The sequence below is a fragment of the Bacillus sp. SRB_8 genome, from assembly GCF_003264205.1.
GTDB lineage: Bacteria > Bacillota > Bacilli > Bacillales > Bacillaceae_G > Bacillus_A > Bacillus_A mycoides.
In genome coordinates, this window is sequence record NZ_NADT01000024.1 from 413 (window position 1) to 24,839 (window position 24,427).

At 39.6% G+C, this 24,427-nt stretch carries 5 protein-coding genes; all 5 read right to left on the reverse strand.

All coding sequences use genetic code 11. The annotated features are described in order from the left end of the window. Nucleotides 1-680, reverse strand: a 680-nt coding sequence (locus tag B5P40_RS33645) for a transposase (protein WP_258402170.1), incomplete at its 3' end; no start/stop codon positions are given. A gap of 535 nt (nucleotides 681-1,215) precedes the next feature. Next, the gene (locus tag B5P40_RS20725; RefSeq protein ID WP_002191555.1) at nucleotides 1,216-1,938 is read right to left on the reverse strand and encodes a thioesterase II family protein; all 723 of its coding nucleotides are present in this window, start codon (nucleotides 1,936-1,938) and stop codon (nucleotides 1,216-1,218) included. Between the two features lie 16 nt (nucleotides 1,939-1,954). Then, on the reverse strand, nucleotides 1,955-2,629 hold the full coding sequence (locus tag B5P40_RS20730; RefSeq protein WP_033728273.1) for a 4'-phosphopantetheinyl transferase family protein: 675 nt from the start codon (nucleotides 2,627-2,629) through the stop codon (nucleotides 1,955-1,957). 422 nt (nucleotides 2,630-3,051) lie between these two features. Continuing rightward, nucleotides 3,052-17,958: a non-ribosomal peptide synthetase gene (locus B5P40_RS20735; protein ID WP_113709786.1), complete on the reverse strand. Its 14,907-nt coding sequence runs from the start codon at nucleotides 17,956-17,958 to the stop codon at nucleotides 3,052-3,054. After that, entirely contained in the window at nucleotides 17,955-24,425 is a 6,471-nt protein-coding gene (locus tag B5P40_RS20740; RefSeq protein WP_113709787.1) for a non-ribosomal peptide synthetase, read from the reverse strand. Before B5P40_RS20740 ends, B5P40_RS20735 begins: the two co-directional genes overlap by 4 nt. Nucleotides 24,426-24,427 lie beyond the last annotated feature (2 nt).

The window sequence follows — 24,427 nt, forward strand, 5'->3', positions numbered from 1 at the left end:
CGAGAAGATCCTTTTATTCTTCTAGAAAGAACACGCTGCGCTTTCGCCAACTTCTCTTCTAATGACCGAAAAAACTTCGGATTTTTATAGGTTGTTCCATCTGACAAAATGGCGAAATCTTTTAGTCCCACATCCATTCCAATGTAAGAATTTGTTTTCGGAAGTTCTTGCACTTCTGTTTCAATTAACAATGAAACAAAGTATCTGCCAGAAGGGTTCCGTCTAACTGTAGCATTTAAAATACGTCCAATTACTTCACGACTTTTGGCAAATCGAACAAGACCTAGTTTTGGCAATTTCATTTTGTTTCCTACAACGGCAATGTTTTCATTTGTTTGTTTTGTGGTATAAGATTGTACGTTGTTCTTCTTAGATTTGAAACGCGGGGCACTGTTTTGTTTTTTGAAAAAGCGTGTATAAGCATCCGCAAGGTTGCGAACAGACGACTGAATCGCAATACTGTCCACTTCTTTTAGCCAAACAAACTCTTTCTTCATGACAGGAAGTTTGGCAGAGCATGTACCATATGTCAAACCTTTTCCTGTTTCTTTGTATGCATTATCCCATAGAGATAGGAAATGATTGAATACAAAACGAGAACAGCCAATTGTTTTATTGATTAGGGTCGCTTGTGCTTTATTTGGATAGATACGAAATTTATATGCTTTATTGATCATCATTCGTTTCACCCCCATTTCGATATGTGTCTATTATACAACAAACGTACATTCGATAGGTAGTGAAGTAACAGTTTATGTATGTCGAACAATTAAGATGGCTTCCTGCCATCCCTTGTCCGAAGCCAATTCATTTCCCACCTACTCACTTCGCGTTCCTTGAGGAAGGAGTCTTCTTGGCTAAAATAATAAAATCTATAACTATGAATTATATTACTTGTCTCTAGTACTTTTTAAAAATGCATTATTAATCAAAATTAAGCATAATAATATTATGTAAACTTAAAATACCATAATTAAGCAAAATAATTTAACAACAAAAACTACAATTATATGAAAAAAGGAAACTTCACCTATAGGTGAAGTTTTCCCAATCTAAAATTTTATTCATGAACAAATTACTTAGAATTACATCATTACCTGTCATTGAAAAGTTTGTTTAAGATTCTATCTCTTTATTCAATGATGTTTCAACAGAACCTGTATTTTTCACCTTTAATATTTTTATTTTTCAACCATAAGTATACCTAGAAATATTCTAAAAACTAGTTGAAAATCTTTTAGATTCTAACTTTCTTATAATACCACTTGCTATTTCTTCAATATTTTCATTTAGAAAGAAATGATTACCTTCAAATGAATTGAAGGTACACGATTTACTTGTGTATTGTTTCCATTTTTTCACCTCATCATATGTAGTTAACTCATCATTTTTTCCGTTCAATACAAGAAAATCAATGTCACATGCTCGTATATTGTTGTTATGTATATATGTCTCTACAATTTTAAAATCTGCTCTTAGAATGGGGAGAAAAATTCCCATTAATTCTTCTGATTGTAGTACCTCGGTTGATGTACCCCCCATTGCAATAACTTCATTTTTGAATTGTTCATCGGGTAGGTTATGTCGAATATTTTTTATCTTACTATTAGGATGATTTCTACCGGATAAAACAAGAAATTCAGGCAATACATTATTAGAATCCTGTATTTTTCTAGCTAATTCATAGGCAATCAAACTTCCCATGCTATGCCCATATAAAATATAGGGCGAATTATCTAGTTGCTTGACTATACTATTGTAGACATCATTTACAGCCTCTTCCATGCTCTGGTACAGGCTTTCTTCAATTCTATATCCTCTACCAGCTAACTCTATTGGAACTACTTCAATATGTGGATTAAAGTAATTTTTCCATTTTGAGTAACTAAACGCAGAGCCCCCGGCATGTGGAAAGCAAAAAAGTTTAGTCTTATTCATAGATTTTCTCCTTACTTTAAAATTTGTTTATATTTTGGCCAATTGTATAAAAGTCTTTAATTATTATCCCATTCGGTAATTCATCACGTGTTGCACAAGCAGATATCTTATAATTTGGCTCAATATTATATTGTCTAAAGTAAAAGTTTTGAGGTATATTCTTGTATGAAATTAAAGTTCGTGACTCTTTTTTTACAGAGAATGAATTTAACGGGATATAAAGTCCTTTACCAATCGTTTTTATATAGCTTTCTTTTAATGTCCATAAATCAAAAAAATAATTGATTTGTTCATCAGAATTCATATTAGATAAATCATAAAATTCTTCCTCTGAAAAAAATTCATTTGCTAATTTAAGAGCCTCTATGTCTGAAACTCTTTCAATATCAATACCTACATTAGAATTAGCAGTGGCACAGACCACCCATTCTCCTGAATGCGAAATATTAAAGTGAAAGTCAGAAAAATTTTGAACAAAAGGTTTTCCGTACTCATTATATATAAATTTAATTTCTTCATTATTAATTTTATATTTTTGGCAAATTAGGGAACGGATTAATAAATCTCCTATCAAAGTCCTATTAATATCACATAAATTTAATAAACGCTTCATTCGTTCTCTCTTCTCATTTGAAATCAAGTTACTAAATTGATTAAACAAATGATTTTCAATATTCTTTGGTATTTTCACAGCATGAATTTGTATGATAAATCACTTCCTTTTTAAAAGGATGTCTTCCTATGTATACGTTATAGAAATTCAATTTCATTTTCTAACTTGCATTTATTCAAGTGCAAATATAATAGAAAAGGTGCATATTTACATATCAATGAAAATATACACCTTTCCTCAGCAATATCATCAAAGCATTCGCTTCTGGTACAAAAACTTCCGAGAATTTACAGCATACTATGAACAACTCATATATGTTTCTATGTCCCTATCAAGCAATTTTTCATTAGCCCCTTAAAAAGTAATGCTCTTGATATATACATAATCTGCTACACTTGATGTGCAGTTATTGGACTGCTCTCTTTATTTACACTACTACTCACAAATAACAACTTTAATAATAACAATGTTCGTTTATAAAGTTGCCTCTTTTGTGCTCTCTACTTTTCCGTTAGCGAAAGGGATGTCTCTTTTATTCCTTCTAATTCATTTAGTAGATACTTAGCTAACTTTTCAACTGCGGGGGAAGCTACTATTTCTTCGTGTGATCCAGGGACCGAATACATATTCACTCTTCCTTTTAATAAAGGCTTCCAATCCGTAAACAATTCTTTACCTTCCTCAGCACTAAAGTAAATGACTTCCCCAAAATATGGTGTTAAATCATGCTCTGCCATTAAATTCAGACATTTCCTGTGAGCATTGATAATTTGCTTCAAATTCGTAAGATTTGCATCAGGCGGGAGCACTCCTTCCACAATTAATTGCTCAACAAGCTTGTCCTGTTGATGAACAAGCTCTTCTTCCTGATCCACTAGCTCTATATGGATGAAATGCTCCAATATATAAGATAGCATTTCATCCTCTGTCTTGTAATCCCGTTCTGAAGGCACCTTGGTATCCAATAGTACCAACACCTCAACTTCTTCTCCCTGGTTCCGTAGCATAGTTGCGATTTCATAGGCGATGGCACCGCCCAGAGACCATCCTCCCAGACGATACGGCCCCTCTGGCTGAGCCCGCTTCATTTCCTCGATGTAGAGTTGAACTACTTCCGATAAAATCAACCCGTTCATTCCTTCTTTCTCTACGAGAGGATTCTGTAGACCATAAAATGAGCATTGATCCTTGAGTAACCTTGCTAGCTGAATGTAACAGAGTACATTACCCATAAACGGGTGAACACAGAAGAAAGGTCTTTTCTCTGATTCTTGTAATGGAACCAGAACCGATAATGATTCTTCCATACGATGATTCTCACGGATGAGACAAGCGATTCCTTCCACTGTCGGATTCTTAATTAGTGCGGGCACCTTAATCTCTTTTCCAAATTTCTCTCTGACCTTTGAAATCAATTTGATTACAAGGAGAGAGTGACCTCCTATATTGAAGAAATCATCGTTTACATGGATATCTTCTAACTGTAGCAAATCTTGCCAGATTGTAATCAGCTGATACTCGATTTCATCCCGTGGGATGATTGGTGTAGAAAAGGTACTTTCTCTTTGAATCGTTAAGCTGTTCAGTGCCTTTCGATCAACCTTCCCATTTGTTGTAAGGGGAATCGCATCAACCTCAATAAAGTGTGCAGGAATCATATAATTCGGTACTTGCCTCTTGAGATGCTCACGCCATTCATGCATACTTCCTTTACCCACCACATAGGCAGCCAATCTCTGATCTCCTGGTTGGTCCTCTCTTATCAAGACTACCGCCTCTTTCACCGATGGATGACTTTCTAAATTCGCTTCAATCTCTCCAAGCTCAATCCGGAATCCTCGAATTTTCACTTGATTATCGATTCTTCCCAGATAATCCAAATGGCCATCAGCTAAATAACGGACTAGATCTCCCGTCCGGTATAACCGTTCTCCTTCATTAAATGGATGTGGAATAAAACGTTCTAACGTTAACTCTGGACGATTCAAGTATCCTCTCGCTAAGCCTGCTCCACCGATATAAAGTTCACCCGTTACACCAACTGGAACAGGTAACAACTTCTCATCCAATACATAGGCTTGAACATTTGGCAACGGACGCCCAATGGTTACTCTCTTACTATCTTTTTTAATACGATAGCATGTCGCATCAACCGTACATTCCGTAGGACCATATACATTATAAAAATGGATATGGTCATTCTCTACTAGTTGTTCCCACAGTGATGGCATAATCGCTTCTCCACCGACCAGTACCTTGCTTGGAACATGAACACTATCGTTTGTTTCTAACAACCCCTCATCTATGAGTAATTGGAGTAGTGAAGGTGTTATATCGAACATTTCCAACTTATTCTCCCGAATATAAGATATAAACTGTTGAGGATCACTGCGAACTTCTGTTGAAATAATATACAAACTAGAACCATACAAAAGCATTTGTAATTGTTTAACGGATGAATCAAAGGCGATTGAGGCATTTAGACCAACGCGCATGTTATCATGTGCCCGATGTGAAAAAACCTCTTTCTGTAAACCATAGGATAGATTTAATACCGAATGATGCTGCACCATAACCCCTTTTGGATTCCCGGTCGAACCTGAAGTGTAGATAACATACGCCAAGTTTTCTCCTGTTACTTTACATATTGGTGAAAGAGTGTTTTCTTGCGAAATCATTGCTTGATCTCGGTCCAAACAAACTGTTTCAACTTCTTCAGGCATCCAACCTTGTGATACTTCGTTCGTAACCAATATTTGAATTCCTGTGTCCTCCAGAATATATCGTAGGTGACTTTCTGGATACGATGGATCCAGCGGAACATAGGCTGATCCAGCTTTCAAGATTCCCATGAGACCGACAATCATCTCAACTGAACGTTGGAAACAAAGCCCGACCAATGACTCCGTCCCAATCCCCATTTTCTGAAGATAATGGGCCAATTGGTTTGCTTTCTCATTCAGCTCTCGATACGTCAACCGCTGATTTTCATCTACCACTGCCACCGCATCAGGTGTACGATCCACTTGATCTTCAAAAAGTTTGTGGATCACACCTTCACGTGGATACGCTGCTGCATTATCATTCCATTCTTCCAGTAGTTGTTTCTGTTCTATTTCCGTAACATACACCAGCTCCGACAGAGTTTGATCAACGTTCTCGATCATTTGCTTTAACACCTGGCTTAAATGCCCCAGCATCCGTTCAATAGTGAGACCATTAAACTTGCTACGATCATACTTCAACTTTAACAACAACTGGCGTTCTGGGACAACTGTCAATCCTAATGGATAATGAGTTTGCTCTACTCCTTCCAACCCACCAATTTCTAGATTTCCTGAGGACTCCTCTTTCACTGGGTAGTTTTCAAACACATACAAGCTATGGAACAGCGGGGTTCCTCTAGGAACTTCACTCCATCCTTGAATCTCTGTCAAAGAAGCATATTCATATTGTCTTCTTTCTATCTCTTCCTCTTGTATCTTCTGCAACCAATCCATTATTTTTATATTATCTATCAACTGAATTCGCGTCGGTGATGTGGTAATAAAAGGACCTACAATGTTTTCAACATCAATAATCTCCGTAGGGCGTCCTGAGCTAGTAACACCATAGACAATTTCATCTTCTCCACTATACCGGCTCATGAGATACGCCCACGCACCTTGAATTACTGTATTCAAAGTGAGCCTATTGCGCTTCGCCCAGTTTTGTAACGCTTGGGTTTGCTCTTCTGATAAATAAGTTACCTTCTCTGTGTAACCTTTTTCTTGCTCTTTACTTTCTAAGCCCAGCAGGGTTGGAGCTGTAAAACCTTTAAGTTTCTCTCTCCAGAATTGCTCCGCCTGCTCCTGATTCTGTTCTCTTAGCCATTGAATATATTTCTTGTATGGCGATGAATTAGGTAAATGCACGGCTTCTCCATTCATTCTCTTCTGGTACATTGTAAGCAATTCGTTAAAGACCAGTGGTAGGCTCCATCCATCCAACAGAATATGGTGATGTGTCCAAACAATTCGATATTCTTCCTCACCTTCTTGAATGACAGTCACCCGCATCAATGGCGCTTTATCAAAAAGAAAGGCTTGTTTTCGATCCAATGCCAAAAAGGCTTTTCTTTTCTCTTCTTTTTCTTCAGCAGTCAGCGTACGCCAATCTTCTACATTCACCTTAAATGGAACACTCTCATACACCACTTGTAAAGGCTCCTCAACTTCATTCCAAAGGAAAGCTGAGCGGAAAATTTCATGCCGCTGAATTATCGATTTCCACGCCTGTTCGAAAGTAGCAATATCCAATTCTCCTCTAATCATGAAACTTAATTGCACTATATACGGCGCTACATGTTCCTCCCCTTGGTCATGCAATGTATGGAAAATCATTCCTTCTTGCAAAGGCGATAGTGGATATAAATCGATAATCGGATAATTATTTCCACGATTCATCTTGGTTAATACTTTTGTCAAACTGGCTTGATCAAGATTAGCCATCTCAAAATCTGAAACGGTCAGTGCAGATTCTCCATCCGCAGATTGAATCAATTTACTTAGTTGATGGAGCATATTCTCTGCAATACTTTGAATCGTTGATTTCGCATATTGTCCTACATTGTATACCCAAGTGAACTGAAGTTTCCCATCCGTTACCATTCCAATTACATCAATTAAATGCAATCGCTTGGAACCAGAAGCATGATCTAAGCGCTTAAATCCGTTCTCTGGAATAAGTATTGCATCGTCAGAAAACATTTGGTCAAATTGTCCAAGATAGTTAAAACTAATAGACGGTGTATGTTGAGACCCCCATTGCTCACACATTGTTGTGTTCAGATACCGCAAAATTCCATGGTCAACACCCTTATTAGGAATTTTACGCACTTGTTCTTTAACTGCTTTTAATGCTGCAATTGGCGTGTCAGCACCGGTAATATTTAAGTGAACAGGATAAATACTTGTAAACCACCCCACGGTTCTAGATAGGTCAACGTCTTCGATAATCTCTTCCCGACCATGCCCCTCCAAATCCACGGTCAGCGTCGGATGACCTGTCCATGCTGCCGTAGCCTGTACCAATGCTGTCAATAGTACTTCATTGATTTGGACACGATGAGTGCTTGAAATCTCTTTCAATAACGTACGGGTCTCTTTCTCATCCAGCACCACGGTAATCTCCTCGTTTCCTGTGTTTGCTGGAACTTCGAGGGTGGTATCCACTGGTAGCATAGCCACTTCTTGTTCGGATTGCTGCTCCCAGTAATCACGCACTTCTTGCACAATCCCAGCTTCAGCGTAATGATGCAATTTCTCCGACCACGCTTTAAAGGATGTACTCTTTGTAGGTAATTGGATCATCTGATCCTTGCTCGCTTGATTATACGCCGTTTGCAGATCCTCCAGTAAAATCCGCCAAGAAACACCATCCACTGCTAAGTGATGAATCACCCAGAATAATCGGCCGGCTCTTTTCTCACCTTCATCAAAATACACCATTCTCATTAGCGGTCCTGCGTGTAAGTGCAAGCTTGCTTGTGCAGTGTCAATCTCCGTTTGAATCACTTGATGCCATTCTGCTTGTGGCACTTCGTCTAATGAAATAACGGTCAGCGTCGATTGTTTTTCGATCCCTTCGTTCCGCTGTTTCCAAGCTCCATTCGGTAACCGTTCATATCTTAAACGCAAAGCATCATGATGGATTAGAAGGGTACGCACAGCTTTTTCCAGTAATACTATATCCAGTCGCTCTTTTGTTCTAAAAAACATGGATTGATTCCAATGGTGTGGGTTTGGATGATCTTGTGCAAAAAACCATTGCTGGATTGGTGTAAGGATCAGTTCTCCAGTTACAACTCCCTGCTCTGCTTGTACACCCCGTTCTTCATTGACTACTTGCGCCAACTCGGCAATCGTTTGGTGTTCAAACATTTGCTTTGGCGTCAATTGCAAACCTGCTTGCTTCGCACGAGAGACAATCTGAATGCTGAGAATTGAGTCTCCACCAATTTCAAAGAAGTTATCATGGATTCCCACCTTTTTAATCCCTAATACTTGCTTCCAAATGGTGGCCAGTGTTTCTTCGTTACCATTCCGCGTGGCAACACATTCACTTTCGATTTTCCTCTCCTCTGGTACAGGTAAGGCCTCACGATCAACTTTTCCGTTAGCAGTTAGTGGAATGGCTTCCATCATCACAAATCCTGAAGGAACCATATGGCTTGGTAGTTCCGCCTTGAGATAATCTCTCCACTCACCTACATTCCCGTCACCCACGACATATGCCACCAACCGTTTATCACCCGGCTGATCTTCTCGAACAATTACAACAGCCTCTTTTATGGAGACATGTGCGTTTAAAGCAGATTCAATTTCTCCGAGCTCAATTCGGAAACCACGGATTTTCACCTGGTGATCAATCCGCCCAAGATAATCCAGATTTCCATCAGGTAAGTATCTCGCTAAGTCTCCTGTCCGATATAATCGCGCTCCTGGGTCACTACTGAATGGATGAGGAATGAAACGCTCTGCAGTCAATTCGGGTCTGTTTAAATATCCACGTGCAAGTCCTGCTCCACCAATATATAGTTCGCCAGCTACGCCAATAGGCACAGGTTGTTGACAAGTGTCTAGTACATACACTTCTAAATCTGGAATCTGTTTTCCTATATTACTTCTTGAAGCATGCTGCACATCATCTTGAGTAATTGGATAATACGTAACATGAACGGTAGTTTCTGTAATTCCATACATATTAATTAACTGTGGTTCCTGCTCTCCATACCTTTGAAACCATGGTACCAAGCTGGTAGGATCGAGTGCTTCCCCACCAAATATGACATAGCGCAGATGCAAGTCTTTCTTCTCATCTTCTTGTTCACACACTTGTATCAATTGTCGAAATGCGGATGGTGTCTGATTAAGAACCGTAACCTTTTCCTTTACTAACAGTTGATAGAAATCCTTGGGCGATCGACTAATCCAGTAAGGAACAACAATCAATCTTCCACCATGGAGTAATGCCCCCCAAATCTCCCATACCGAGAAGTCAAACGCATAAGAATGGAAAAGCGTCCAAGTATCTTTTTCATCAAACTGATACCAACATTCCGTCGATTTAAATAAACGAATCACATTGTGATGCTCTACCATAACTCCCTTCGGATTCCCTGTTGATCCCGAAGTATAGATTACATACGCCAAGTTTTCTCCTGTCACTTCACATATTGGTGAAAGGGTGCTTTCTCGCGAAATCATCGCTTTATCCCGATCCAAACAAACTGTTTTGATTTCTTCAGTTATCCAACCTTCTAATGCTTCGTTCGTGACCAATACTTGAATCCCTGTGTCCTCCAGAATATATCGTAGGCGACTTTCTGGATACGATGGATCCAATGGAACATAGGCTGCCCCAGCTTTCAAGATCCCCATGAGACCGACAATCATCTCAACTGAACGCTGGAAGCAGAGACCAACCAATGACTCGCTCCCAATCCCACATTTCTGGAGATAATGTGCCAATTGGTTTGCTTTTTCATTCAGCTCTCGATAGGTTAACTGCTGTTTTTCATCTACCACTGCCACCGCGTCAGGTGTACGATTTACTTGCTCTTCATACAGCTGATGAATCCCAAATTCCTGTGGATATGCTACAGCATTATTATTCCACTCTTCTAACTGTTTTTGCTGTAATCCTGACAGTATCGGCAACTTAGCTAATGATTTATCAGGATGTTCCACGATTAAATTCAACCAGTTTCCAAAATTTTCGGCTATGGATTCAATAGTTAAACTGTCAAATAAATCAGTCCTATAAACAAAAGTAAGCAATAAGCCCTCTTCCACTTCTGCGGCAGTTAAACTTAAATCAAATTTGGCGATTGAAGCGTGGCTGTCCATTACTTCTATACTTCGTCCATGTAGCTGTGGTAGCTCTTGTCCCGTATTTTGCAAAGTAAACATGGTTTGGAAAATCGGAGAATAACTTGTACTTCGTTCAGGTTGGATAACCTCCACAATTTTCTCAAACGGAACATCTTGGTACTCATATGCCTTCAATGCTTTTATCCGCACTTGAGACAACAACTCTTGAAATGCCGGTGCGCCACTTAAATCAGCTCGATAAACCAACGTGTTGACAAAGAAACCAATCAATCCTTCAATTTCTCGATAATTTCGATTCGCAATTGGGCTTCCAACAAGAATATCTGATTGTCCTGTATAACGGGCAAGGAAACTTTGATACGATGCCAATAAGGTCATGAAAAGCGTGGCCCCTTCTTGACGACTAAGTTCGTTTAATTTATCCAGTAATGAGCGTGACAACAACACATTATGAGTTAATCCATGGTGGGTTTGCACCGGAGGACGGGGACGATCCATCGGCAACATTAAGACTGGTAACTCACCAGACAGTTCTTCCTTCCAATATGCAAGCTGTTGGTTTAGTACTTCATCTATCAACCATTCTCTTTGCCACTGAGCAAAATCGGCATATTGAACTGGTAGTGGTGCAAGATCTGCTGGTTTTTCACCAATCGCCTCCTCATAAAATGCCATCCATTCTTGGAGCAAGATTTCCATCGACCATCCATCCGAGATAATATGATGCATATTACACAGAAGAACCCATTCTTCTTCTGAAATTTTCACGATTTGCCCACGGAACAACGGCCCTTTCTCTAAGTCAAATGGGGATTCGACTTCAGTTTGAATCCATTGCTCCACTTCTCTTTCTCTCTCTTCTGGAGAAATCTTAGTTAAGTCAATTTGTGGAAGGGAACGGAAAGTATACGGTTGAATCTTCTGCACAGGATGACCGTCCACTTCATGAAATACTGTCCGCAATGCTTCATGACGCTCTATCAACTGATTCCATCCCAACTCCAATGCTTCTAGTAACCAATTTCCTGTAAGACGGCATACCATCGGCATATTATAAAGTGCACTATTAGGTGTAAATTGATCGATAAACCATAAGCGCTGTTGAGCATAAGAAAGTGGAATGGCATTTCCTCGTTCCATCGGCATCAATGGTGGAATTTCTCGTTTTTTGCCTCCCTTACGTAACTGATCTAATCGCTTCGCCAGTGCCTCGACCGTTGAATATTCGAACAGTTCACGTACCGGTAATTTGATTTGAAAGACTTCTTGCAAGCGTGAGACCACTTGTGTAGCAAGTAGAGAATGACCACCAAGTTCAAAGAAAGAATCCTGAACACCTATATTTTCTATTCCTAGCACTTGACTCCACACTGAAGCGATAAGTTCTTCTAGCGGAGTTCGTGCGTGAACGGTATTTTCCGTAGATAATTTGCTAGGTATTGGCAATGCCTTTAAATCAAGTTTTCCATTCGGTGTAAGTGGTAAAAATTCCATCTCAATAAAGTTTGTTGGGACCATATAATTTGGTAAATGTGTTTGTAGATGCTCTCGCCATTCTTGGACACTTCCTTCACCAACTACATAAGCTACTAATCTCTTGTCGCCTGGATCATCCTCTCGTACCAATACAACCGCTTCTTTCACAGAAGAATGTGCCTGCAAGACTGCTTCTATTTCTCCCAATTCAATCCGGAAACCACGAATTTTCACTTGGTCATCTATACGACCATGGAACTGGAGAGCACCATCAGAACGATAACTTGCTTTGTCTCCGGTGTAATAGAGACGTTCTCCTGACTTGAATGGATGCGAAATAAATTTTTCCTTTGTAAGGTCCAGACGATTAGCATATCCACGAGCAAGACTCTTCCCTCCAATATAGAGATCTCCAATCACACCACTTGGTACTAGCTGAAGATGAGAATCTAACACATAAACTTCTGTATTCGCAATCGGTCGACCAATCGATGGCGTACCTGTTGTCACTCCTACAGGTACATAACAATCCGTGGTAACAACGGTATTTTCCGATGGACCATACTGATTGATTACCGCAAAAGGAATATCGTTAGATGGATACTGCGTTAATTGATCCCCGCCGGTAATGATAAAACGAAGATCCGTTTTACCTGGCCAAGATAATTTCAAGAGTCTTTCCAGAATAGGCGTAGGTGCAAAACTAGCTGTTATTCGCGAATCAATGAGCCAGTCTCTTAGTGCTTCTGGATTAATTCTCAGTTCCTCTGTTGACAAGTAGAGTGCTGCACCAGCAGTTAGATACGGCCAAATCTCCTGAACAGCCGAATCAAAAGCAATCCCTGCAATCTGAGTCGCACGATCCTCTGCTGTAATACGATAAACTTCTTGATGCCAAGAAACCATATTCATTAATGAGCGATATTCAATCATGACACCCTTTGGCTTTCCTGTAGAACCAGAGGTATAGACAATGTAAGCTAAGTTCTCTGGATTTATCTGCCGTGTAGGTGCGATTACGCTTTCCACTGTTAACTCTTCTAACCTCACCATTTCGACCTGTTCGAAAAGGCCTTCTTGTCCTTCCGCCGTCACTACAAATTGAATTCCTGCATCTTCAATCATGTATTCTAACCTTGATTTTGGATACAACGGATCTAAAACGACATAAGCTCCACCAGCTTTTAATATGCCTAGTAAACTTACCATGAGCTCAGCCGACCTCGGAAGATAAACTCCCACGACTGACTCTGGAGCAACTCCTTTTCGCTGTAAAACATTTGCCAACTGATTTGCTTGTGCATCCAGTTCACCGTAAGTCCAATCTTTTGTTTGATCAACTACCGCAATCGCTTCAGGACGCTTTGCTACTTGTTCCTCAAATCTGTCGCAAATAAGACCCTGTGGGGGCATTTCCATTACAGTGTCATTCCATGTTTCTAATAACAAAGTACGCTCAGGTTCCGATAGCATGCTCAGACTATGCAACGGATTTTGCGGGTAATGGGAAACTTCATGTAGCCATTTCTCAAAGTGCCCTGCCATCCGTTCAATAGTTGTGGCATTGAATAAATCCTTATTGTATTCAAAAGTAAAACGTACTCCCTCTTCCGTCTCAGCTACCATTACACTTAAATCAAACTTTGCGATTGGACTATGGCTTTCTATCATTTCAATACTTCTACCAGATAACACCGGGAACTCTTGTTTCATATTTTGCAAGATGAACATAGTCTGGAAGATTGGCGAATGACTTGTACTCCGCTCTGGTTGTACAACTTCTACAATTTTTTCAAAAGGGATATCTTGATATTCATACGCCTTCAATGCCTTTTGACGAACCTGAGACAGAACATCCTTAAATGTCGGTCTACCACTCAGATTAGCCCGATAAACCAACGTGTTGACAAAGAAACCAATAAGTCCTTCAATTTCTCTATAATTTCGATTAGCAATTGGACTTCCGACCAGAATATCTTCTTGTCCCGTATAACGTGATAGAAAACTTTGATATGCAGCCAACAGCGTCATGAAGAGTGTAGCCCCTTCTTGGCGACTAAATTCGTTCAATTTGTCATGTAGCGCGCTTGGCAGAACCAGAGTGTATGTCGACCCGTCATGAGTTTGTATTGCGGGACGCGGGCGATCCATAGGAAGTTGGAGTACAGGAAGCTCCCCAGACAATTCTTCCTTCCAATATTGGAGTTGTTGATCAAGCACTTCCGCCTTCAACCATCCTTTTTGCCACTGAGCGAAGTCGGCATACTGAACCGGTAATGGTTCAAGTTCTGCTACCTTTCCATCCGTAGTTTTCTCATAGAATGCCATCCATTCTTCAAGTAGGACTCCCATTGACCATCCATCTGAAATGATATGATGTAGAGTACAAAGGAGAATCCATTCTTCCTCTCCCACTTGCAAAATACTTGTCCTGATCAGTGGACCCTCGCCTAAATCAAATGGCACTTCTGTTTCTTGTTGAATCAAACGTTTAACTTCTTCTTCTCGGTCTTCTGGAGAAAGCATAGTTAAATCCGTTTTCGGAATTAATCGAAAAGCATACGGTTCAATTTGCTGTACGGGTTGACCGTTCACTTCATGAAAGACCGTCCGCAATGATTCATGACGCTCTATTAGCTGATTCCATCCCGTTTCCAATGCCTCAGGTAGCCAACTCCCTGTAAGGCGGCATACTATTGGCATATTGTAAAGTGCACTATTAGGTGTAAATTGATCGATAAACCATAAGCGCTGTTGGGCATAAGATAGTGGAATAGTTTCCCCTCGTTCCATCGGCATTAGTGGCGGAATATCTCGTTTTCTATCTCCTTTACGTAACTGATCTAATCGCTTTGCCAGTGACTCCACCGTTGTATACTCAAATAGTTCGCGTACCGGTAATTCGATTTGAAAGATTTCTTGTAAGCGTGACACTACTTGAGTAGCTAGTAGCGAGTGACCACCGATTTCAAAAAAAGAATCCTGAACACTAATATTTCTTATACCTAATACTTGACTCCATACAGAAACGATGAGCTCCTCCACTGGTGTTCTTGATGAAGTAATATCTTCACTTATGAACTGTGCCTCCAATTCCAGTAAAGCTTTCCGATCCACCTTACCATTTGGAGTGAGTGGCATCGATTCAACTTGGAAAAAGTATGCCGGAACCATATAATTTGGCAATTGCTTCTTCAGATATTCACGCCACTCTCCAGTATCCCCTTCACCCACTACATAAGCTACTAACTGCTTATCTCCTGGTCGATCTTCCTTCACCAACACGACAGCCTCTTTTACAGATGAGTGATCATGTAAAGCTGCTTCGATTTCTCCCAGTTCAATTCGGAATCCTCTGATTTTGACTTGGTTATCTATTCTTCCAATATACTCCAAGTTACGATCACTCATATATCTCACCAGGTCACCCGTTCGATATAATCGTTCCCCTTCCTTAAAGGGATGCGGAATAAAACGTTCAGTAGTTAACTCTGGTCGATTGAAGTAGCCACGTGCCAAGCCTACTCCTCCAAGGTAAAGTTCCCCCGCCACACCAATCGGTACCACCTGTTGATATTGATCCAACACATACAACTCTGTATTATCAATTGGACGACCAATTGGAATAAGCATAGGTTCTTTTTCTAAATCACAATCATAATAAGTCACATCCACAGTCGCTTCGGTAGGGCCATACAAGTTAATTAACTTTGTTTGCTGAACATCGTAAAATACCCCCTTAAACCGGCAAACCTGTTCAGTATTTAATGCTTCTCCACTAGTAAAAACCTGATTTAAAGACGATACATCCCTTTTCGAATTATATTGTTCCATATAATCCAAGAAAGTAGATAACATCGACGGAACAAAGTGCATGGTGGTCACACGATATCGTTCGATACACTCCTCAATCACCGCAGGATCTTTCTCTCCTCCTGGTTGAAGCAAACAAACACGCGCTCCTACAAATGACCACCAAAATAATTCCCAGACAGAAACATCAAATGAAAACGGTGTCTTTTGTAGGATTGTATCCTCCTCAGATAATGGATACTTTTTCTGCATCCACTGTAGGCGGTTGATAACCGAATGATGTTCAATCATTACTCCCTTCGGATTTCCCGTCGAACCCGAAGTGTATATGATATAGGCCAAGTTATTTGCTGTTACTCCACTCACCGGAGCCAAATTACTCTCTTTAGAAATCATTACTTGATCCCGGTCTAAACAAATTGCTTGAATATCTTTAGGTAACCAGTCCTGTAGTGCCTCTTTTGTTAACAGCACTTGAATTTGTGAATTCTCTAAAATGTATCTCAGGCGGTTTTCGGGATAACTTGGGTCCAGTGGGACATAAGCCCCACCTGCTTTCAAAATCCCAAAGAGACCAATAATCATTTCAGGAGAACGTTCAACACATATACCGACCAATGATTCAGGTCCTATACCTCGTTTTTGTAGATAATGTGCCAATTGGTTCGATTTTTCATTGAGTTCTTGATACGTTAGCTTTCCACCCTCATAAACTACCGCCACTGCATCAGGTGTACGTGCAACTTGCTGCTCAAATAGCTCATGAATCATACACTCATGACCATAAACTACGTCAGTATCATTCCATTCTTCTAGGAGTTGTTTCTGCTCTGTGTCCGATAACATTGACAGCTTTGTATATGATTCATCTGGATGATACGCGATTTCATTTAACCAGTTCTCAAAATGGCCTGCCATACGTGCAACGGTACTACTATCAAATAAATCCGTGTTGTATTCAAATGAGACAAATAGGCCTTCTTCCACTTCGTAGGCAGTTAAACTCAGATCAAATTTTACAATAGACATATTACTTTCTACCATTTCGATACTTCTACCAGGCAAATCTAGTCGTTCTTGTTTTATATTCTGTAGTGTAAACATGGTCTGAAAGATAGGAGAATGGCTCATACTTCGTTCAGGTTGCACAGCTTCTACCACTTTTTCAAATGGTATATCTTGATATTCGTAAGCTTTTAACGCCTTTTTCTTTGTTTGGTTCAAAATCTCCCGAAAAGTAGGGGTGCCACTCAAATCTGATCGGTAAACCAACGTATTAACAAAGAAACCGATTAATCCTTCTACTCCCTTATGATTCCGATTTGCAATCGGACTTCCGACTAGAATATCTTTTTGCCCCGTATAACGAGCAAGAAAGCTCTGGTATGCAGCCATTAAAGTCATAAATAAGGTAGATCCTTCTTGTCGACTTATATCCTTTAATTGATTGAGTAATCTATAAGGAAAAATCACGTGATGCGTATCCCCAGCGTAAGTTTGCGTAACCGGTCGAGGTCGGTTCACTGGCAGTTGTAATATAGGAAGCTCCCCAGACAATTCTTCCTCCCAATACGTAAGTTGACGATTTAACACATCACCTTGCAACCACTCCTTTTGCCACTTCGCAAAGTCTGCATATTGAATGGATAGTGAACTTAATTTAGCAGGATTCCCGCCCGTTTCTTCTTCATAGAAAGTAAGTAATTCATTCATGAGTATACCGATGGACCAAGCATCAGAAATAATATGATGCATCGTACATAGTAATAACCATTCATCCTTTCCTAATTGAACAAGCTGATTACGAATTAAAGGGCCATTCATTAAATCAAATGGTTCTTGCGCTTCTCTCGCAATTAAACTATCTACCTCTTTTTCTTTTACTTCTAGAGGAAGTTGCGAGTAATCCCTTACAGGTAATGCTCTAGGAAGGAATTCGACAATTTGTTGTACAGGTTGTTCTCCTACTTCTTTAAAAACGGTTCGTAATGATTCATGACGTTCAATGAGTCGATTGAATCCCTTTTCTAATGCTTCAGGAATCCAATTTCCTTTTAGATGCCATACCGTTGGAATATTATATAAAGAACTGTTTGGGTTAAAGCTGTCCATAAACCACAAACGTTGTTGTGCATAAGACAACGGAAGTGCTTCTTTATTCTCCTTTTTTTGCATTTGCTTCTGAAGCCAAGCTCTTTTCTCAGGAGAAAGTGAACTCAGCTTTGCATGTAAATCACTTCTCATTTTTTTACCCCTTCCTCAACTAAATTACTCTCGAATATTCCTTGTGCTTCTTCTTCTGATAGCTCTTCTAATTGCTTAAGTAGTTCAAGTAATTCTTCATCATTACTCACTTCTGCTTCTTTTTGAATATAGTCTTGAAGACTTACATTCTCCTTACTATCATTCTGTATTTCTTGATTTTTGTTATAGAACAATTGATCAATCTGTTTTGCCAATTGTTGCACCGTATGAAACGTAAATAGATCATGCAATGGTAACTCGATTCCAAAAGCCTCTTTAAGATTGGAAACAACTTGTGTAGCAAGTAATGAATGCCCACCTATTTCAAAAAACGAATCCTGCACTCCAATATTTTCTACACCTAAAACTTGATGCCATATTAAAACGATTGTTTTTTCCGTAGGTGTACGGGGAGCAATATACCCCCTCACTATCTCCTGTCTCTCTGGTACTGGTAAGGCCTTCCTATCAATCTTTCCATTTGGAGTGAGTGGAAATGCATTCAATCCGACAAAATAGGCTGGAATCATGTAATTTGGCAACTGGACCTTGAGATAATCACGCCACTTATGAGCATCCCCATCTCCCACAACATAGGCAACCAAACGTGGATTACCAGGATAATCTTCCCGCACCATCACAATGACTTCGTTAACTAATGTATGCTTTTGTAATGTCGCTTCAATTTCTCCTAGTTCAATCCGGAACCCACGAATTTTTACCTGATGATCGATTCGGCCAAGATACTCCAAATTTCCATCTGGCAGATACCTTACTAGGTCTCCAGTCCGGTATACTCGCTCTCCTTCTTTAAACGGATGCGGTATAAAACAATCTTGCGTTAAGTCAGGACGGTTTAAGTACCCACGTGCTAATCCTGATCCACCAATGTAAAGCTCACCAACTACACCAATTGGAACCATTTTTTGTTCAGCACTCAGTACATATACTTCTGCATTGAAGACTGGTTTACCAATTGGTGGTACCCTATACATGACACCCTTTTCTAATTCCATATATGTGGAATACGTAGTATCTTCGGACGGTCCATATAGGTTGTACATCTTCTCAATCGTACTTCTCTCGTATAAATCTTGAACAAGTGAATATGGTAATGGTTCTCCAGCCAAATTCATCACCTTTACCGAAGAAGGAATTGTTTTTGCTCGAACCAGTTCCTTCGCTGCCGATGGCACAGTATTGACCAAAGTCACACCCTTGGTAGACAACTTGTCTAGATGTAGAGCATTTTCAGCGACAATTACCTTACCACCCATCGTTAAGGGAACAAACACTTCAAAAACGGATAGATCAAAGGATAGAGAAGTTGAAGCCAACACTCCCGCTAAATCCCTTCGGGAATATGTGTGATGCGCCCAATGAATCATTGTTACTGTATTCCTGTGCTCAATCATTACTCCCTTTGGATTTCCAGTTGAACCTGAAGTATAGATAATATAGGCTAAGTTATCTCCCGTCGCTTCACTCGTACACACCGTAGTTGCTTCTTGTTCTATTTCTTCTCGATCACGATCAATACAAATCACGTCAACGGATTTAGGTATAACCATCTTTTGTTTTATCTTTTCCTGTGTCACCAGTACCTTTATTTGAGCGTCCTCTAAAATGTATTTCAGTCGACTTTCCGGATACGCTGGATCAATTGGGACATATGCTCCTCCTGCCTTCATAATTCCTAAGAGGCCGACAATCATCACGGATGAACGTGTAACGCAAATCCCAACCAATGATTCGCATACTACACCATTTTTCTGTAAATAATGTGCCAGTTGATTCGAGCGTTCGTCCAACTCTCGATATGTTAGTTCTTCATCTTCGCACACTACTACAATTGCTTCTGGTGTTTTTTCCACTTGTTCTTCAAATAATGTATGAATTGTGCTTTCTCGTATATCTACAACACCTGTTTCATTCCATTCCTCTAGTAGTTGCTTATATTCCACTTTTGATAACATATTCATTTCCGATAATAAATCTTTTGGATGAGATACAATTTGATATAACCAATGTTCAAAATGACTTGCCATACGTTCAATGGTTGTATCATTAAACAAATCAGTATTATATTCAAAGGTTAGCGATAATCCTTCTTCCGTCTCAGAAGCAAATAAACTCAAATCAAATTTCGCCACAGAAGTATGACTTTCCATGAGTTCCATGTGTCTTTCAGATAGCTGAGGAAACTCTTGTTTCGTATTCTGTAAAGTAAACATGGTTTGAAATATCGGTGAATGACTTGTATTTCGTTCCGGTTTTACAGATTCTACCACTTTCTCAAATGGAATGTCCTGATACTCGTATGCTTTTAGTGCTTTTTTTCGTATCTGCGACAAAAGTTCTTGGAACGTCGGATTTCCACTGAAATCAGCTCGATAAACCAACGTATTTGCAAAGAAACCTATTAATCCTTCAATCTCTTTAACATTTCGATTTGCAATTGGGCTCCCAACCAAGATGTCGTCTTGTCCTGAATAACGAGAAAGGAAGCTTTGATACGCTGCCATCAATGTCATAAATAAAGTGGATCCTTCTTGCAAACTTAAACCTTTGAGCTTTTCCTGTAGGGAATTCGCCACCATTAAGGACTGACTCGCACCACGGTGGGTTTGAACCGCAGGTCGAGGACGATCCATCGGTAATTGTAAAACCGGTAGCTCCCCAGACAATTCTTCCTTCCAATATTGGAGGTGCTGATCCAAATTCTCTTCTTTTTGCCATTCCTTCTGCCACATGACAAAGTCTGCATATTGAATAGATAACTCCTTTAATTCCGGCGGTTTTTCGCTTAGTGCTCCTTCATAAAAAGCCATCCATTCTTCAAGTAAGATTCCCATTGACCACCCATCTGAAATAATATGATGCATCGTACAAAGGAGAACCCATTCTTCCCTGTCCACTTTCAATATTCGTGTTCGAATCAGAGGACCTTGCCCAAAATGAAATGTTTCCTCCGCTTCGTTTTGAATGAGCCGTTTCATTTCCCTTTTCCTATCTTCCAAAGAAAGGTCTGTTAGATCTGTTTGAGGGATATGTCTGAATACATGAGATTGAACCTGTTGAAAAGGTTCACCCTCTTGTTCTAGAATTATCGTCCTTAATGATTCATGACGTTCCAACAACTGATTCCATCCGGCCTCCAATGCTTCAATTGACCACTTTCCAGTTAAGCGACACGCTGCATGAATATTGTACATCGCATTATTTGGCATTAATTGGTCAATAAACCATAGGCGTTTCTGTGCATAGGAAAGTGGAATAGATTCTTCCCGCTTCATAGGTACAAGGGGTGGAACCTCTCGCTTTTTATCTTCTTTGCGCAACTGATCTACTCGTTCCGCTAATGATTCCACTGTATCGTGCTTGAACAGTTCACGTAGCGGGATTTTAATCTGGAACAATTCTTGTAATCGAGAGACGATTTGAGTAGCGAGCAGTGAGTGTCCACCCTGTTCAAAGAAGGAATCCTGAATACCGATATTTTCTATTCCTAACACTTGACTCCAAACAGAGGCAATAAGCTCTTCCGTTGGTGTCCGAGGTAAAACATTAAAATCTCCCATAGGTTGCTCATCAGGTGCTGGCAAAGCTTTTCGATCAATTTTTCCATTCGGAGTAAGCGGAAACTGTTCTAACTCTACAAGATGCGCTGGAATCATATGATTCGGCAATTGATTTTGTAGATACTCTCGCCACTTTTGAGTATTTCCGTCGCTTATTACATATGCAACCAATCGCTGATCACCCGGGCGATCTTCCCTAACTAATACGACAGCCTCTTTAATAAACGAATACTTTTCTAAAGTCGCTTCGATTTCTCCAAGCTCAATCCGAAAGCCACGCATCTTAACTTGATGGTCCATTCTCCCTATAAATTCTAAATTCCCATCAGTTAGATATCTTACTGAATCTCCTGTTCGATATAGTTGTTCTCCCAATCGAAATGGATGCGAAACGAATTTTTCGGCAGTGAGATTCGGACGATTTAAGTATCCACGAGCTAAACCGGCACCACCAATATATAACTCACCCTCTATCCCTATTGATTGCAAGCGTTGATTTTGGTCTAATACATATAATTGCGTGTTCTGTATCGGCTGCCCAATAGAAACAAATTCTTGATTAGGTTGAATGTCAAATGCATTTACGTAAATAGTTGCTTCAGTTGGTCCATAAAAGTTGGTTAATTTTACTTGCCCGCTCTGATTCCATTGCTGTTGAAACCGTCTAACCAATCCTGAACTTAGCTCTTCCCCACCAGAAAATACATGACGCACGGACGAACATTTTATTTTTAACTCAATATGAGTGAAATGATCTAAGAAAACAGATAACATCGAAGGAACAAATTGAGTAATAGTAACCTGATGTTTTTCTATCACTTCAGCTATAATGGTAGGATCTTTCTCTCCACCTGGAGGTAAGAAAGATACACAAGCGCCTACGCTAATACCCCAAAATAACTCCCAAACAGATACATCAAATGAAAATGGTGTTTTCTGCAAGATAACATCCTTTTCAGAAAGTGGATATTGATGTTGCATCCATTCAAGATAATTAATCACTGAATGATGCTCAATCATCACTCCCTTTGGATTCCCTGTAGATCCTGAAGTATACATAACATACGCTAAACCTCTTCCTGTTACTCCACTTATACATGGGGTTGATTCTTCTTCTTCAATTGCAGTATAATCTTGATTCATATAAATCGTTTCAATCTGTTCATATATATATAAATTTTTAGAATTCCCCCCCGTCACTAGTACTTCAATTCCAGCATCCTCTAATATATAACGAAGCCGACTCTCTGGATAAGTAGGGTCAAGTGGAACATACGCTCCTCCTGATTTTAGAATCCCTAATAACGCTATCATCATTTGTAATGAGCGTTCCATATATACCCCAACTAGAGACTCTGGAACTACACCACGCTTTTGTAAATAATGAGCTAGCTGATTAGCGCGTTCATCTAACTCTTTATAGGTAATTTGTTCATTTTCGTAAATAGCCGCGATTGCTTCTGGCGTTTTCTTAACTTGCTCCTCAAATATCGTATGAATCATGCCTTCAGCTGAATATTTTACTTTAGTATTATTCCATTCCTCTAGTAACTGTGTCTGCTCTTCCATTGTTAAATGAGTAATTTCGGAGAGCTTTGAATCTAGGCTCTTCGTCATCTGAATTAATGTTTGCAATAAGTGACCCTGAATACGATTTATTGTTTCTTCATTGAAATAGCTTCGGTCATACATCAACTTTAAAGTAATTTCCTTACCAGGCATTACAATGAGTGTTAAAGGATAATTTGTTTGTTCTACGCTTTGAACCTCTAGTAATCTTAAATCATCATTTCTCTCACCTTGAATTGGATAATTTTCAAATACATACAAGGTATGAAATAGGGAACTATTCCGCGGAACCTCACTCCACCCTTGAATATCAACCAACGAATTATACTCATATTGTCTTCGTTCCATTTCTTTCATCTGTATTTTACGAAGCCAATCTACTACTGATGTATCATCCGTTAATCGAATTCTAGTAGGTAATGTGTTAATAAATAGACCCACCATATTCTCTGCTCCTATCAAATCAGTAGGACGTCCAGAGCTAGTTACGCCAAACAAGATGTCACTTTCACCGCTATACCTACTCATCAAGTAAGCCCATGCGCCTTGTACTAATGTATTCAATGTTAATCGACTATTTCGTACCCACTCTTGTAAATTCTTAGTAAGTTCCTCAGATATTTGATAAGTACACTCTCCATAGCCCTTATCCTCTCCTTGATCCTTTCTTTCCATCTCTAATGGTGTAGGTGCATAAAATCCCTTTAATTCTTCTTTCCAAAATTCCTCTGCTTTACTTTGATCTTGCTTATTTATCCACTGGATATATTTTTTGTAAGGAAGAGATTTAGGTGGATTCAACAATTCTCCCTTTATCATCTTGAGATAAACTTCCATCACTTCACTAAAGACCAATGACAAACTCCACCCATCTAGCAAAATATGATGATGTGTCCAAATGATTCTCGTTTCCTCTTCTGCTTCTTTAATCGCAGTGACTCTCATCAATGGTGCTTCATCCAATAAAAATCCTTTTCTACGATCTGCAATCAAAAACTGGTGTAATTTCTTCTCCCTCTCCTCATATGAATGGGCACTCCAATCCTCTTGATGAATAGTAAAAGGAAGACGTTGGTAAACTGCTTGCAGAGGTTTTTCTACTTCCTCCCACACAAATACTGAACGTAGAACCTCATGTCGATGAATAACATATTCCCAAGCCTTTTCAAAAGTAGCAACATCCAATTGCCCCCCGAGCAAGAAGCCTACTTGTACAATGTAGGAAAAAGAATGTTCATCATCTTGATCGTATAAAGTATGAAACAGTATTCCTTTTTGCAAAGGTGATAATCCATATATATCTATAACGTCTCCCATCT